Below are 15,927 nucleotides of genomic sequence, written 5' to 3'. Positions count from 1 at the left end.
TCAGTTTCCACTTAACCAATAGCTAATCGCGTTAAATGCTTGTCTTGCTATTAGCGAAATCTCATTTTCCCGAATGGCTTTAAATCGTTCATCATGATTAATCTTTGTCGAGGCTACCGTTGGATCATCTGAACTTTCTAGCTTTTTCTCTGAAGCTCGGGCTCCAGGGAATAAACGCATGGTGGGTGGTTGATCGAGAATAGTCATTTCATGGCGAATTTTATTTATGACGTTTGCTATCTCATCTGGCGTATAAGCATCAAGAGTGATAACGAAAACGTTGTTTGGTTCGACCTCAGTGTTTGAAAACAACTCCTGTTTTGAGCCATAAATCGCTAAGCTGGCTTTTGCATCATGAAGCGCTGTCAGATAGCGTTTTTGTAGCTTCCTTGCCATGGTTACAGAATAGTTCTCAATTGAAAGTTGTTTATTTTCATTTTCTACCGGCGCTATAAACGGAATCGTTTTATCGGGTATGGACCCGAAATCATTTAGGTAATCGTACGATTCGAAGTTTTCCCTGAATGACAAGATTGCACTTTCAATCTGTTTTCGGTTTGAGCCTACTTCAGTTATCACTAAGTAAAGGTAGTAAGGAGAAAGCTTGACCGATTCGTCTAACTCAATTGAATTAGCGGACAGCAGGAGTGTTCCAATTTGGTAGTCAGAATAACCGGATTGTTTTTTGCCTCCTAAGAGCCCGCTGAATGTTTTAAAGAATTTGCTATCCTTCTCAAGTAGCAGCTGATTTCTCGCTATTTTTAATGGTTCACCGGTGCCGGAGTGATTCTTGGCATTATTCGGATTTGATGAAATGGGGATGGTCGACTTGCACCCGCTTACCTGCATCATGAAAAGTAGTATTAGAACAAGTAAAGCGAACCTGCTAACCATCAGTAAATCCCTTTTGAAGTCTCAAATAATGGTTGTAAACAGAAAACTACTTCATTAAAAACTGTTTAGTTACAGTAGTCTCTCGCCGACAAGTTTCACGTCTGATGGGGAGAAACGATGACTGGTATAAATAATACACCAGGTTGAGATAAACACAGTCAGTAATTGGGTGTTTTTTAAACTGTGGGAAGGGGGCTCAGCTAGTTTGGCGTAGCTCCAATCAACCAAGCGGGGCGTGATGCAATGCAGATTGGGCTTTTTCCTCATTTCTCTGTTTACTGTTATTGCACAAAAGGACCTGGGTGTAGAACGTAAATCCCTCTTTGACTTATTCCTGAGACTTGCCAGGTAGCTATTGCCTTTTTTCTTTTCTCTTTTGCTTACCGTATAATGCGCATTCTCAATTGCCTTTTTGATTCCCTCAAATGGCACTCTTGATATACCCATAGTCGGTAAAGCGCCGAAAGTCGTGTAACTTTTCTTCGGTTAATTTCTGACTGTTTTAAATTAAATGCCATCTATAACAAGGGCTTATAGTGAATAAGTATGACTTGTCCGAATCACGCCGATTCTCAATCGCTCCAATGCTTGATTGGAGATAGCGCTTTTAGACAAGCTGCGTCCCATATGGGATAAAGGCTGGCGCGGTGGATCAGGTTCCGCTATTTCGTCCCCCGAAAACGCCAACTGACCCCAAATGCTGCCTAAATAGCTCCTTAAAGTAAAGCCTCTCAGACTACTATCTTTGACAAATGGCTCGCGATCATTAATGTTTTAAGAGTCGAAAGCTTACACGAAGGTGCTCTCATGGATGCTAATTCTCCATTGTGGTTTCTTATCCCCACAGTTGTTCTCATTGTTGGCGTGCTCTACTTAACCAGAAGAAAGGCCTAAAACCAGATTTTCTTTTTACTTTGTTGCTACCGGACTAATTCTCCCGGAAACGGGCCTACCTATCTCCAGACCACAAAAGGAGATAAGCTATGGGACAAAACAAATTAGTACGGGTATATCAGCGAGCAAGCAAGAGCATATGGGAAGATGATTCTACGGTATTGTTGCTGGCAGAAGTTCACAATGTGGATGGAGAGCTTAACTTATCGTATAACAGATACATTTATCTGCATAGAGGACGTTCTGGAAACGCACTCGGCCTGTCTGTGTCACGAGCCATTCAGGACGAAGTTGAGCTGGATGTAGAAAAGTATATTGAGGGTGAGGACATGAACCTCATGTTGCTTTTGTACATCAATGAAATATCTGGATTCTGTCAGCGTTTTAGCGATGAATTTACCCAGGCATTTTTGATAGAGCCAAAAGACTACTTTGATGCACTTGAGAGATACTTGCTCTCTATACTTGAATAACATTGAAAAGCGGGCACTGCCCGCTTTTTTCTTATCCCTGACAAAAAGTTTCCCTAGTGGTTACCTATGTAAAGGTGAGTAATTGATTTTGCTCTGCTGAAGTCGCTTTCTTTGCAATGCAGCACCTATGGCAATACCTGCATGTGCCATGTGGCTTTGATGAAATGAAGAGACGTCTTTGTTCCTGAGCCGGTCTTGAAGAGTCACTAAACAGGATAGTGCAGCTTAAAGACTCCGAATGCGTGAGTTTTTGAGCAAGCGGCGACCAAAATCAGGTGAAATGACAGTGAAAGGGGGAGGCACTTCGTGCCTCCCTTTTTTTTGCTCTGATTTTTCCCCTGCATCGAGCTTACCTAAAAACAGGTAACAACAAAGGGAGAAATATATTAGAGCAGATAAACAAGTTGCATTCCTCTACCTGGCTAAGCTTTTTATGAACATCGGAGATGTACTATTCGTCATCCTGGTGCTCGACAAACTGTCAGTATTTGATGAATGTCGAATCTATCCTTCGGATACGATGAATGGGATCGCAATGATTGTTTTGGCTTACATTGTTAGCTTCGCATTTAACTCATTTGGATTAAAGCAGGAAAAAAGATAAGCATTTACTTTTGAGGGGCGCAGCCCCTCCTTTCAAAACGCCAAGAAAAATTATGAACAACTGGTGCTGTTGATGCCCTTGCGTTGCAAAAGTGCCCACAAGATTACCAAACTAGCACCACTCCTTAGATTGGAATATTCAATTCACAAATCGCCACCAAAGTCCTATGAAATAGAAAATGTGACAATGGTGTGTTTAAATAATATACAGCGCGGTTTGAGCGCCGACAAATTTACTAAGACAATTCGGAAAGCCCGTCACTTAAAGGACTAAGTACATGATAAAACGTAATGCCTCTCTATTGCTTCTCAATGCCCTGGTAGGGCTTTTTGTTCAGTTTAGTATTGTCTTTCCCAGTATTGCAGGACACGCCTTTGAAGAGGGGAAGTGGGACAGCTACGGTATACAAGTTTACTACGACAAAAACTTTGACTGTTTTCCTGCCATGAACCTTTACGTTAGTGCAGATAATAAAACGGTTTTCCAACCCCCGCACAAGCAACTGGCAGAAGTGCTCAGTGCTGTTCGCAAAAACTATCTCACCTGGTGCCCCGAAACGAAAGCTATTGTCGTCAGCGGTTTTTTAAACGGTAAAAGGTACTATTGGGCAAACAGTTCACTAGCCACGCAATGGAAGCTTGACGGAAAGGTGATAGAGGATGATCGCCGTTTTTTGCAGCCCTACATGTTCCCGCGAGACCCTGACGAAAAATACAAGAATGCACAGATGTTATTAGCTGGCGATCGACTGGCCTACAACCCCAAAGCGGCAGCTTATTTTATGGAAGGCGCTGTAATCAGTCAAAAACCAGAAATCGAGTACAGGTATGGGTATATGATTGCCAATGGTATTGGTGTAGAGAAGAACACCAATAAAGCGAAGTTCTGGATTAAAAAGGCGGCAGATAAAAACTACCAGCCTGCGATCGACTATTTGGCCACGATGGCGTTGTTATCCAAGCAGGACGCCGAACGTAAGGTACAACACGAGTTGGCAAAACGCCGCAAAGGTATAGTGTATAAATCTGATCAGTTTTGGCAGTCATTTGCGAATTCGAATTTGTATCAGAAAGTGTTTGATGGTGACTTGTCAGGGCTGAATCAGCGAGTGGATTTTAAGCAGTTCTATGTAGACTTTGTGGGCGAGTATTCTGCATCTTGCAAAAGCATGCTGCCTGGTAAAGTAGATAAAGTAACGTATACCACAATAGAAGTCAGGAAAGACTATGGGATCGAGTCTGCGTCAATCTGGGATGAAGTTGAGATACTAATCGACCCCAGATTCACCGATGCTTTTCAACAATATCAAGACGATTTAAAGCTTACATCGTTTTTCGACTCTTTTGAGCTACATATGAATTTGTTGAAAAACTTAGAAACCAAAAGTTTAGATCAATCGCTGACAGAAGCCCTCTGGGAGATGCAACTTTTTGAACCTATCAAACTTATAAATCAGATGCCATGCAATAGCGCATCTATGTTTCAAATGAAAGAAAACCTCCTACGCGCGGCTAACAACGATGAATCCGTTCAGGACGCCGGTGTTGTTATTGCAAATGCAGAGCAAGAGTCAGATTCTGTGTATGCGGTAGTGAATACCAAAACGTTCAAAGAGGCTTGTGTAGCGTTTTTTTATAAAATGAACCCAAGGGGTAATGAGCGCTTTTGTACGTGTATGTATGCTGAAGCCAAAAAGCGATTTAATGCCAAAAAGATGGAAACATTCTCCAATAACTTTGCGACGTTTTGGAAAGACATGGATAACTATGATGCAAAAGGACACGATTGGGATCGCCAAAATACTGTTAACGCATGTCGAAGGTAACGGTGCATTCCAGTTTGCAGCCTCAAGCGAGGCTAAAGCCCCGCCTATAGGGTACGGTCAGTCCAATCCTTTGCGGGTAATAATTTCTGGATTGGTCTGCTCAATGCTGGTACTCAGTAGCGCTTGCAACTGCGCATTTGAGTCGGAGGAGTCATGCATTGTGTAATAGGCGGGTGAGGTTAACAAAAAGGCTTCATTACCCGAGTCATAAAGGTTCCAATATTCAACCGCGTCAGATTGATCAACCAGACGCTCACTGCTATCTGTTTGGTCTGTAAGGTAAAAGTATATTTCACACCAGCTTGCCGTGGCATGAACCACATTGTTTTTACAGGTTGCGTTGAAAAATAAGATGTTGGGTATGACCGCCGTCATCCAGGCTGACTCATTGCCCTGGCGCTTTTTGATGGCCAGATAATACAGGCTCAGCATATTGCTGTTGACTAATTCCGTTTGTTGTTCACGGGTTAAGTTGGCCGGGTTGTATTTATGCTCATAGGGTAGGGGGTTGCCAAGCAGAAGCTGATAAAAAATACCCCCCAGTTCGCGTGTTTCTGCGGGTATCGGCAACTTCTCGAATACGACCGCTTGAGACTCATTCAATACGCCTTTTTGCTGCAAATGAAGCAGACTTGCGTAGCTGTACGAATAGAGCTCAATATCCTCTGGATATTCTTGCAAGTAGTCATTAAGTGTCGCCAGTGCGGCGTCAATTTGATTACCATACAATAGAGAACTCACTTCCAGCGCTCTGATTGAGCTGGATGTTTCGCCGCTAAAGCCTTTGATTGTATTTATGGTTGCCTGAATATCGCGTTTAGCCGCATAAAGGTATTGCACATCCATCCACAATACATTCAGTGTTTCGCCAAACACTCGCTTTGAATCTTTACGCAGGGCGCTGGCTCTATCGAACTGTTTGTTGACTAAATAGAGTTCGTGCAAATTGACCCTGTTAATCTCACTGGCGGGATTGGTCTTGAGTACATGTTCCCGTTCACTGATGCTGGTATCAATATCCTGCACGTTCAATAAGTATACATTCTGTATTAACGGATCGTTTGGCGCTGCCTCGTAGGCTTTGGTTATTAAGCGCAAATAAGTATCAACTTGATTTTCAATTTGTGCTTGCTGTGATATCACCAGCCACTTGAGTGGAAAGTCAGGCGCAGCCTGTAATTGCCAGAATAGTTGCGTCGCTTTTTCTTCGATCTCCTCTGCTTGAATGCCACCGTATTCAGCCGCAATCATATAGGTTGCATAGAGTTGTGCCCGGGCAAGGTGAAAATCCGGATCTAATGCCAATGCCTGATCAAACAGGGCAATGGCCTTGCGAGTGGTTGTGCTGTTGCGTTGATAACTGAGCTCGCGGGCTTCTACAAACAATTCGTAGGCCTCAGGGTTGTTGGTCATTCCCACCGTTGTTGACATGTCATCGGGTAACAAATTGAGCTGTAGCGCTTGCGTGATGGCATAGGTGAGTTCGTCTTGTACGGCGAAAATGCTGGTGAGCTCGCGATCATAGGTTTGTGACCAGATGTGCGCGCCTGATTCCACTTCAATTAATTGCGCGGTAATGCGTAATTGGTCTTTGTCTTTGCGGACGCTGCCTTCCAATACGTAGTTTACGTTAAGCTCTGCGCCTATTTTTCGAATGTCGTGCTCACTGCCCTTATAGCGAAAAGACGACGTACGCGAGATTACAGTCATGGCGTTGGTTCGGGCCAGTGAATTCAGAATTTCTTCGGCAATACCATCTCCAAAATACTCCTGAGAGCGGTCAGGACTCATATCTTCAAACGGCAATACCGCAATAGAGTGGGCTTTATCATCCGCGACTGACTCCAGATAGAGTTTATCGACAGCAATAAAGCCAACTGCGAGTACCAACGCACCAACTAGCGCTTTATTAATGGCCGAACCGGTCTGGTTGCTAATTGACTCGTTTGCATCGACTTCACCGGTTAGTTTAAGTCCCTGTGGTGTGAGCTCGAATGCCCAGGCGAAAATACACGCAAAGGGAAAGCCGATCATCAATACAATGGTGACCATGGTGGCGAAAACCGTGGGTATATGCAAAGCGGGCGCAATGACGGCGACCACCTGAATGATCAACCAACAGGTCACCAGATACACACTGGCCACTTTGATGACGTTACGGCGTCGTAATTCGGTGAAAAAGGTCAAGTGCGGTCGTCCTTGCTGACACTGCAGAGTGAGAGCTCAAAGATTAACCATTATTGCCAGCGAAAGCAAAAGCATCAGGCAACGTCTGTAGGGCGGAATTCATTCCGCCAACCAACGGCAAGGCTAAAGCCTCGCCTACATCTGCTCTGCTATCCAGGTATCAATATTGGCTTCGAGCACATTCAAGGGAACCGAACCCGATCCCAGCATGGTGTCGTGAAACGCGCGAATATCAAACTTGTCGCCTAACTGTGCTTTGGCTTTTTCGCGCAGTTCGAGCATTTTCAGCTGTCCAATTTTGTAGGCCAGGGCCTGGCCCGGCCAGGAAATATAGCGATCGATTTCATTAATAATATCTTGTTCAGACTTAGCGGCATTTGCCTTGAAATAGTCTATAGCCTGTTGGCGAGTCCAGCCTTTGTAATGTAAACCGGTATCAACCACTAAGCGTACCGAGCGCCACATATCATAAGTAAGTTGGCCAAATTTCGAATAAGGATCCTGATACAGGTCCATGTCATATCCTAAGCGCTCGCTGTACAAGCCCCAGCCCTCAATAAAAACGGTAAAGCCTAGGAAGCGGCGGAACATGGGCAGTTCACCCAGCTCGGCTTGCAAGGCCAGTTGCAAGTGATGGCCGGGAACGGCCTCATGTACACTGAGCACTTCAATCTCGTATTTAGGGCGGGTTTCTGGTTTGTACAGGTTCACATAATAGTAACCCGGGCGCAGGCCATCGGCCGACGGCGGATTGTAATAAGCAGTAGTTGAATCCGGCGCTACGTTATCTGGAATCGGTTTAAGCCCATACGGCGCACGTGGCAACTTGCCAAACAGCTTGGTTAGCTCAGGATCGAGCCGTTTGCTGGTGGCAAGATAGGCATTGAACAGTTCTTCGGGAGTATCGTAGTAAAACTGTGGATCGGTGCGCAAAAACGTTACAAACTCATCAAAATCGCCATCGAACCCGACTTCGTCAATAATCTTGTGCATTTCGGCACGGTTGCGCGCGACTTCTCGTTTGCCAAGTTCATGAATTTCATCAGGTGTCATCTCGGTAGTAGTGAAGTAACCAATAAGGTGCTGATAATATTCCTTGCCGTTTGGTAATGACCATACCCCCACATGCTCGCGGCATGCCGGTAAGTATTCGTTCTCAAAAAACGTGGTGAATTCACGGTATTCAGGAATGATCTCTTCGCCGATAAGGCGTTTAGCCTGGCGTTGCAAAGCTTGTTGCTGCACAGTAGAAATAGAGTCGGGCATCGACTTAAAAGCTGTATAAAACAGGCTGTCGACCGGATCCTCTACAATATGCCGTTGCAGTTGTGCGGGGATCCGCGCCATGGTATCTGACGATGGCATGATTTCAGCTGCAATACCGGCTTCCATTAAAGTACGCGTTTGCTCAAGCAAGTTGGGCAAAGCTCTGAGTCTGGCCAGCCAGTTTTCGTAGTCTTTCAGTGTATTAAGAGGAACAAAATTGGCGAAATCGTCGAGTGTTTGTACTCCACCAGACTGGTCGAGAGGGATAAGATAAGTCTTGAATTGGAAGGCATTGATTTCCATTTCAAGTTGCCATTGCATTAAGTCGTAATTAGTTTTCTGGGCATCCGACAACTGGCTGCGATCGATAGCGTGCAGCGTTGCCAATGCGGCCTTAAACTGCTCGTGATGCTGGTTTATGGCGCTCAGGCTGCTGTCTGTCCAGCGACTATTCATGGCATCATCCCCAATGCCCAGATAAGAGGCATACTCGGGATAGTTTTGCATCATTTGTTGCCATTGTTGGTCAAGAAAGTTATCGAGTTGCTGGTTTGCGGAGATGGTTTCTGCTGCCGGATTGGGCGGTTTAGAATGTGAACTACAGGATGAAATCAGGAATAAACATACAAGCAAGGTAAAACAATGGCGGTACATGGAATATCCTTATTGCATAATTTTTGAACGTTGAGTGTAGCATAATCATTCGAAAACGCGGTTTTTCGTGCGGCAACCAGGCGGGGCTGTTATCTACCAACGCTTGTGCGTAAGCGAGTGGCACATCGCGCAAAAGCCCTAGTATTGGATTTATTTTTAATCAGTGAGAAGACTGTCTCCAGTTGAAAATGAAAGACAGTATTATCAGTAGCTTTAGGATGTCCAGATTGCTGGAGGCTTACCAACCCCGGAAGCTGAAGGTTGTAATCAGTCGTGGGAATGTCCGAATTTAGCGTTTTGACGCCATCAAGTAGTTGATGAGCCAACCTCCGCTTTACGAACACAAGATACTAACAGATTTAATTTCACTCTATTTATTGGGGCGCCAGTTCAAATTATGACTAATCCAATTTATCCTATCCCGTACCCAGAAGACTTAATCATCCAGTTGCGTTAAGCTTGTTTTAAGGGTGATAGTCAAACGCTTAATACAAAACAAACCTTCAGCAGCTTCCAATTTGTACTCGCCTATCATCTCAATCAAACTCTCGACGGCGTCAAAATAGTGCTTTGAGCCTGGCGTAAAATTTACCAGTAAGAACAACTTCGTATTAATAGCTGAACTTCGTTTAATTTGTTTTGTTTTTACGCTGTCGATCACCATATTTAACTCGTTAAATTGGTGCATTGCGCTGCGACTTTCCGATGCCAGGTCTAGACCTTTAATATCGCCGCTAAAAGCAGCCGCTTGCTGGACGTTTTGAAAAATAAGCTTACAGTCCATGATTGTTTGCGAATGGATTTTCGCGCAATCCTGATAATTGTTTAGCACGTTTTTTGACAAACGTGTTAGCCTGGCTTTCAACTCACTATCCGCCGAGTAAGGTGATATAGAGAGTATTCTCAGGTCGCTTTCAACGTCTCTCAGGACACTAGCTAAGCGCTGACTTAAGGTAAGAAATTGGTTCTCAAGTAAGGTCAAAATTTCTAGACATACTTCAATCTTTTTACTTTTCGCTGACATCTCTGCCACTGTATTCGTTAAGAACTGGCTCGGCCCGCATAATCTGTTTATTCCATCGCTTGAAAAAAAGAGGTGAATACTTTTCGAACGCTTGCTAATTGAACTGGTTTAGATAAAAAGTCATTCATACCGGCCTCCTTACAAGCGCGTTGGTCATCTTCAGCGGTATTAGCAGTGAGAGCAACGATGGGGATATCGCTATAGCCTGTAATGGAGCTCCGTATCTCGCGCGTTGCCTGAAGTCCATCAATTTCAGGCATAATGCAATCCATAAATACTATGTCATAGTCCTTCAGTTTGCATTTTTCTATAGCATCTCGCCCATCGATAGCGAAATCGGGTTTTAAGTTTAGCGATTCCAACAAAGATTCCATGACAAGGCGATTGATCTCATTATCATCAACAACAAGCACCGTTATACCTGAGAAGTCTATCGACTGAGCTTGCTCTGATTTGCATTGCTCCGGTTTTTGACTGACTGGAATGGTGAGCTTTACGCAGAAACTCGTTCCAACACCTTCCTCGCTATTCACTGATATATCACCTTGCATTGCGCTGATCAGTTCCTTGACGATGGAAAGACCCAGCCCCGTCCCGCCATACTTACTGGAAGTTCCTGGCGCAGCCTGAGAAAAGGGGGTGAAGAGCTTTTGTTGCATATGAGTATCCATTCCAATACCCGTATCAGCAACTTTTATTAGGAGGCTTACTTGGTTACCAGACTTCTTTGCATTGGCTACTAACTCAACTTTTCCTTGGTGTGTAAATTTCACTGCGTTGTTCAATAAATTAGAGATTATCTGACTCAGCCTGGTAGCATCGAAATGCACCCACAAATCAGGCTCAACATTCAGATTACTTTGAAAGCAGAGATGTTTTTTTACACAGGACTCCTGATAAAGCGCTGCCACATCGTCAAGTACCAGTTTCAAATCAAAATCACTTGGCTCTAAGTGCAATTCTCCGTGACTGATCTTCGAATAATCCAGGGATTCGTTAATTACACTGAGCAATACATCAGCACTTCGCATAGCTAGTCTGAGTTTATCTTTGCGTCTCTGTTCATCGCGCTCATCTATACTAGCGCCCAGCATACCTGTAATACCATTCAGTGGCGTTCGCAGTTCGTGGCTGACTTTTGCAAAAAGTTTACTACGCTCCGCCAAGGCCTGCTCTGCTTCTTCCCTCTTCTCCTTAAGCTCTTGTTTAATTCTTACAGAGGCCGTTACATCTCTGAATGTTCCTACAATGCTTACAACTTCACCGTTGTCTAACTCAGGCTCTCCTACTGAATGTACCCAAATCGCTCTACCTTTTGCAGTAATAAAAGGCAGCTCTATGTCCCATCCCTTATGCTCTTCGACAGCTTTTTCAACTAACCCTTTAATTACGGGGCGCGCTTCTGGTGCATAGAATTCAATCGCTTTAGTGGCTTCCGGCTGATATTCAGGCTCCACTTCATGAAGTGTTCTGGTTTGCTCTGACCAAATTAGAATATTGTCTTTTACATTGTATTCCCAACTGCCCAGTCCAGCGACTTCCCCGGCTCGCCTAAGAAAAGCTTCACTCTTCTTAAGGGCCAACTTTTGCTCGACTTGCCAAGTTATATCCATATGCGTCCCAAACATCCATTCTGGTTCACCTGCATCAGTCCAGGTCAGCACTTTTCCTCTGTCTATCACCCACACCCAATGTCCATTTTTATGTTTCATTCTCGCCTGATATTCGTAGGAAGACGTCTGGCCGCTAAAATGTTCTTCGAGAAGCTTTCCTGACTCACTGAGGTCATCAGGGTGTGCAAGAGACATCCATGTATCTATAGTTGTAGGCTCAAGCTCATGAAGCTGATACCCCACTATTTCAGCCCACCTTTCATTGAACCTGGTCTCTCCGGTCTGAATATTCCACTCCCATGTTCCCGCGCTGGTTCCCTCAATTACATGTTCAAGTCTCTTACTTCTCTCTTTTAGTAATGTTTTCGCTCTGACGCTGTCAGTGACGTTTTTGATTATGGCTACGCTAAAAGGGCCATTTTCAGACATGTCTTTTGTTAGCGATGCTGAAAGTAAAACATCAATAGCATCCCCGTTTTTACAAACCATTTGGTATGACACATCTTCACACACTCCGGTCCGAAAGAATTCGGGTAAGATACGCGCCGCTTTTTCTTTCGACTCCGCTGTAAGAAAGTCGGCAGAGGGACGCCCGAGAACCTCACCTTCGGTGTAACCAAGAACCTGTAACCATTTATCACTCACAAAGATGAGCTTTCCCTTGTCGTTAATCGAATGAAGCATTTCCGGCAAGCTTCTGAATGCGTTCACAGTGTCGTTCACATGCATACTGGATATCACCAGTTCTGACATATTTACAATTGCTCCAAGGAAAAATGTTTCTCCCTGTATTACCTTTTTATTGATAGAGATAGAAACTGCACGTTTATTGCAGTTTGAGGGCAATGTGAAGGTAAATTCGGTTTCTGCCGCTACGCGTGAATGACTATTGATCAGGTATTTTTTAACAGGATTCTGATTGACCGCACCAAAACAATCATTAAATGCATCAACACATCGCTTGTTTACACAGATAAAGTTAAACTTATGATCACTGACAAACGCGGGACTGGGTATTCCGGAAACTATGTCTTCCAGGAGACTCTGTGTGATAGATCTGTTTGTTTCATCTGTCATAAAGCTCCCGACAACAATTACCTGAAAGTGCCCAGCGGGCAACGACTATTAATACATACCTTCATTAACCTTACGCACAATATCGCATCCGTCAATATGTGGCTGATTTGCGTCAGTTTCATTCTTGTGGGCGCAAGTTAGTCCTCTGAACATTTTTAGCGCCGAGGCGAAATAACAAAAGCCTGCTACATTTAATAATAGCCTATCCAGCTCCTTCACTCCCGTTATAACAATATGGAATCGCTGCCATGGTCGAAATAGAACAGCTTGACATACGTAAAGTTCTGGAGCATGCACACATAGGTATCGTTATTCATCGGGCAGATACATCAATAGTCTATGCAAACCCAGCAGCATTAAAATTGTTGAAACTAGGCTATGAGCAGATGATAGGAAAAGATGCGTTTGACCCAAGCTGGACCTTTGTTAACGAACAAGGATTACCCTTGGACGTAGAAGAATACCCGGTGAACAGAGTCCTTTCCTCTTCGGGAAGGATAGAAAACGAAATTTTAGGCATATTGGATAAACAAGGACAATGCCTGAATTGGTTTATGGTAAACGGATATATGGAGGGCAGGCCGAACACACCAAATCGTTTTGTGGTTATTACATTTTCCGACATAACCGAGTCTATAAAACCGTTTTCAGCCGAAGATATACTCGAAAACGCCACTGATATGATTATCGTGACTGAAGCAGAAGATATCGATTATCCTGAGGGGCCTCGCATTGTTTATGTGAACAAAGCGTTCGAACAGCAAACAGGGTACACTAAAGAAGAAGTTATCGGAGAAACACCTAGAATTTTACAAGGATCTCTAACTGACAAAAATGTAAAAGCAGAAATAAGGGAAGCTTTGAAATGCAGAAAATCAATAAGTAAAACGCTATTGAACTATGATAAATCTGGCCGCCCTTATTGGATTCAGATGAATATAATTCCGCTAAAAAGTAAAAACGGTACCGTTACCCATTTCGCTGCAATTGAGCGCGATATTTCACAGATTAAGTTTCAGCAAGAACAGTTAGAAAACCGTAACAATGATCTAAAAGCGTTAAAATACAGTCTCGAAAAAAAAGTAAAAGAGCGAGCTCGCTCATTGAGAGCGGCAAATGAAAAGCTTCAGAAGATGGCATATTTCGACCCGCTAACACAGCTACCAAATCGACGACTTTTTTCGGTACAACTGAATAAATTAATTAAATCTGCTTCACGAAGAAGTGAAAAAATAGCATTCGGATTGTTAGATATAGATGACTTTAAAAAGGTTAATGACCTTCATGGTCACCTTGCGGGCGACCATGTCTTGAAAAGTATTGCACAAGCCATGAACAACACGTTCAGGCTTGAAGATTCTTTGTGTCGCTATGGCGGGGAAGAATTTGTTTTTGCCTTTTGCGTTTCAGAATATTCTCAGGCTAAAACAGTAGGAGACAGGCTTATAGAAGACGTCAGCAACACGCCTGTTGAGTTCTGTGAGAATAAAATTTTTGTGACTGTCTCGATTGGTATCGTCGTGAGTGACACTTTAAAGGATTTGCAAGAGCAGAATCTATATAATTCAGCAGATCGGCTAATGTATTTATCGAAGAGGGCGGGTAAAAACCGCGCTACATGTGAGATCCTGGCCGGTGACTAAAACACCGTCAGGATTCACTGTCAGGAAAGTTGTGATACTCACAAACATGCAGTAGAAAAATTTATTAGAGTTACGCTAACTAAATACTGGCGGTCATTCTTTTGTTACTTGCCGCTAATGTCAAAATATTTGCCAAAGCATCGATGGTAAACGGTTTTGTAACAACGTCCGACATCCCTGACTCAAAACATTTCAGCCGCGTGTCAGGAGTGGTATCCGCCGTCATCGCAACGACAGTAACATTATCTTCAAACTCGCACTTAATTTGCTGAGCGGATTGAAACCCATCCATAATTGGCATATGACAATCCATGAAAACGACGTCATACTGATTAGCCTGGCATGCTTCAACGGCCGCCAACCCATTAACTGCATGATCTGGTTCTACGCCTATTTCGTTCAACATGACCTCTGCGACAAGTCGATTTGTTTCAACATCATCAACGACTAAGACCCTAAGCTTGCTGAAGTCGGGCTGAAAGATAGGCTCATACTGCGAAACGCACTTTCCTTTTTTCAATTTTAGAAAAAAGTTGAACTGACTACCTTGACCATATTCACTTTCAGCATAGCAACGCCCATCCATTGCACTGCAAAGTTTGCTAACTCGCGCGAGTCCAAGACCTTTACCCGGATTAATAAGGTTCATCATGCTTGTTGACTGTGAGAATGGCGAAAAGAGATGTGTCATATCGTGTTGTGAAATGCCAATTCCGGAGTCTTTTATGTGCCCTTCAACGATAACAAAGCCTTTTTCCTGCCTACTTTTGATCAATACATCTGTATAACCCGACGGGGTAAACTTCAACGCATTATCTAATAAATGACCTACTATCTGACTTATTTTGCTTCTATCAGCGAGAACGCTATCTGCAGACAAGTCTAATTTGACGTTCAGCTTCAATCCTTTCTCAGTAAAGGATGACTGAAATGAATGACAGATATCAGTAAATACCTCAGTAAGAGAAATGTTCTCGTTTAAAAGCGTAAAATCGTTTTCAAGCAAGGCGTTAAAATCTGATATGCCATCTATCAGGGCCGTAAGTTGCAAGGCATTTTTACGCGCTATATCCAACCTTTCCTTTAGAATCGATTTGGGTGTAGATATATCAGATGTTTGCAGCATCCCGTATATTCCATTTATAGGAGTTCGTAATTCATGGCTTAAACGAGATAACAAATTATTTCTTGCTTCGACACTTTCCTGAAGGCGCTTGTTTTTTCTTTCAAAGACGCCTTTGAAAGGACTTTCTGGTTAATGTCCTGAAACGCGCCGAAGAGACGCACACATTTGCCTTGTATAAATTCAGGACATCCTAGCGCAGCTACCCATTTTTCTTTACCTTCAGGCGTTATTAGCCTTACCTCAAGATTCCATGTCTTACCCTCGTTAATTCCCATCTGAACAGCCTCGGAAATCTTATCTCTGTCGATTTCCTCTTTATAAAACGCTATAGCAGTTTCCAAGTCAGGGACATAATCATCAGGAACCTCGTGAATCGCTTTTGTCTGCGGGCTCCAGTAAACGGTCGAACGTAATAAATCGACCTCCCACCAGCCTATCAACGCAAGCTCTTCGATAGAATTAAGAGAGTCATTTCTTTTATCAAGATTGCTTGCATTTTGATAGGCACTGAACCGAGCACCTAATAGGTTTTTGTAGACAGGCAGGTAAGTTAAGTCACTGTCTGGTAATCGCGAATTCAACTCCGAAGTGCACCACTCGCTAAATTAAGCTGCCTTACGTAACTGCTCGAAGACGACGGCAGGCTG

The 15,927-nt window shown here is 43.6% G+C and carries 10 protein-coding genes; 3 read left to right on the top strand and 7 right to left on the bottom strand.

Annotation, left to right across the window (positions count from 1 at the left end; all coding sequences use genetic code 11):
- Positions 1–894 carry a hypothetical protein gene (locus tag JKP77_RS19540; protein ID WP_218312857.1) on the bottom strand — a complete coding sequence of 298 codons (894 nt, stop codon included), beginning with the start codon at positions 892–894 and terminating at the stop codon, positions 1–3.
- Positions 895–1,877: 983 nt separating this feature from the next.
- Here JKP77_RS19540 and JKP77_RS19535 point away from each other — a divergent pair.
- Positions 1,878–2,261 carry a hypothetical protein gene (locus tag JKP77_RS19535; RefSeq protein ID WP_218312856.1) on the top strand — a complete coding sequence of 128 codons (384 nt, stop codon included), beginning with the start codon at positions 1,878–1,880 and terminating at the stop codon, positions 2,259–2,261.
- Positions 2,262–3,142: 881 nt separating this feature from the next.
- Entirely contained in the window at positions 3,143–4,690 is a 1,548-nt protein-coding gene (locus JKP77_RS19530) for a tetratricopeptide repeat protein (protein WP_218312855.1), read from the top strand.
- 57 nt (positions 4,691–4,747) lie between these two features.
- Here the strand turns inward: JKP77_RS19530 and JKP77_RS19525 are convergent, their stop codons facing one another.
- The 4 genes from JKP77_RS19525 to JKP77_RS19510 all read right to left on the bottom strand — a co-directional run bounded on the left by JKP77_RS19525 (position 4,748) and on the right by JKP77_RS19510 (position 12,511).
- The gene (locus tag JKP77_RS19525) at positions 4,748–6,877 is read right to left on the bottom strand and encodes a hypothetical protein (RefSeq protein ID WP_218312854.1); all 2,130 of its coding nucleotides are present in this window, start codon (positions 6,875–6,877) and stop codon (positions 4,748–4,750) included.
- Positions 6,878–7,012: 135 nt separating this feature from the next.
- Entirely contained in the window at positions 7,013–8,797 is a 1,785-nt protein-coding gene (locus JKP77_RS19520; RefSeq protein WP_218312853.1) for a DUF885 domain-containing protein, read from the bottom strand.
- A gap of 436 nt (positions 8,798–9,233) precedes the next feature.
- Complete coding sequence (locus JKP77_RS19515; RefSeq protein ID WP_218312852.1) at positions 9,234–9,821, bottom strand: hypothetical protein; 588 nt, start codon at positions 9,819–9,821, stop codon at positions 9,234–9,236.
- Positions 9,822–9,868: 47 nt separating this feature from the next.
- Entirely contained in the window at positions 9,869–12,511 is a 2,643-nt protein-coding gene (locus JKP77_RS19510; protein WP_218312851.1) for a PAS domain-containing hybrid sensor histidine kinase/response regulator, read from the bottom strand.
- A 248-nt stretch (positions 12,512–12,759) separates the two neighbouring features.
- On the opposite strand from JKP77_RS19510, the gene JKP77_RS19505 reads away from it, so the two are divergent.
- Positions 12,760–14,154 carry a sensor domain-containing diguanylate cyclase gene (locus JKP77_RS19505; protein ID WP_218312850.1) on the top strand — a complete coding sequence of 465 codons (1,395 nt, stop codon included), beginning with the start codon at positions 12,760–12,762 and terminating at the stop codon, positions 14,152–14,154.
- Between the two features lie 79 nt (positions 14,155–14,233).
- Here JKP77_RS19505 and JKP77_RS19500 read toward each other — a convergent pair whose 3' ends face one another.
- The gene (locus JKP77_RS19500) at positions 14,234–15,334 is read right to left on the bottom strand and encodes a hybrid sensor histidine kinase/response regulator (RefSeq protein WP_246601303.1); all 1,101 of its coding nucleotides are present in this window, start codon (positions 15,332–15,334) and stop codon (positions 14,234–14,236) included.
- A complete protein-coding gene (locus JKP77_RS19495; RefSeq protein ID WP_218312848.1) occupies positions 15,319–15,861 on the bottom strand; it encodes a PAS domain-containing protein in 543 nt (180 codons plus the stop codon). Before JKP77_RS19495 ends, JKP77_RS19500 begins: the two co-directional genes overlap by 16 nt.
- Between the last annotated feature and the right edge of the window lie 66 nt (positions 15,862–15,927).

Origin of the sequence: Alteromonas antoniana, from assembly GCF_019249295.1 — a bacterium.
Classification (GTDB): domain Bacteria; phylum Pseudomonadota; class Gammaproteobacteria; order Enterobacterales; family Alteromonadaceae; genus Alteromonas; species Alteromonas antoniana.
The sequence above is the reverse complement of the archived record's forward strand: the minus strand, read 5'-3'. Positions and strand labels throughout refer to the sequence as shown.

Excerpts from the sequence above, each read along its gene's own strand:
- JKP77_RS19510 (WP_218312851.1), bottom strand. The coding sequence starts at position 12,511 with ATGACAGATGAAACAAACAGATCTATCACACAGAGTCTCCTGGAAGAC.
- JKP77_RS19515 (WP_218312852.1), bottom strand. The coding sequence starts at position 9,821 with ATGTCAGCGAAAAGTAAAAAGATTGAAGTATGTCTAGAAATTTTGACC.
- JKP77_RS19530 (WP_218312855.1), top strand. The coding sequence starts at position 3,143 with ATGATAAAACGTAATGCCTCTCTATTGCTTCTCAATGCCCTGGTAGGG.
- JKP77_RS19520 (WP_218312853.1), bottom strand. The coding sequence starts at position 8,797 with ATGTACCGCCATTGTTTTACCTTGCTTGTATGTTTATTCCTGATTTCA.
- JKP77_RS19540 (WP_218312857.1), bottom strand. The coding sequence starts at position 894 with ATGGTTAGCAGGTTCGCTTTACTTGTTCTAATACTACTTTTCATGATG.
- JKP77_RS19535 (WP_218312856.1), top strand. The coding sequence starts at position 1,878 with ATGGGACAAAACAAATTAGTACGGGTATATCAGCGAGCAAGCAAGAGC.
- JKP77_RS19505 (WP_218312850.1), top strand. The coding sequence starts at position 12,760 with ATGGTCGAAATAGAACAGCTTGACATACGTAAAGTTCTGGAGCATGCA.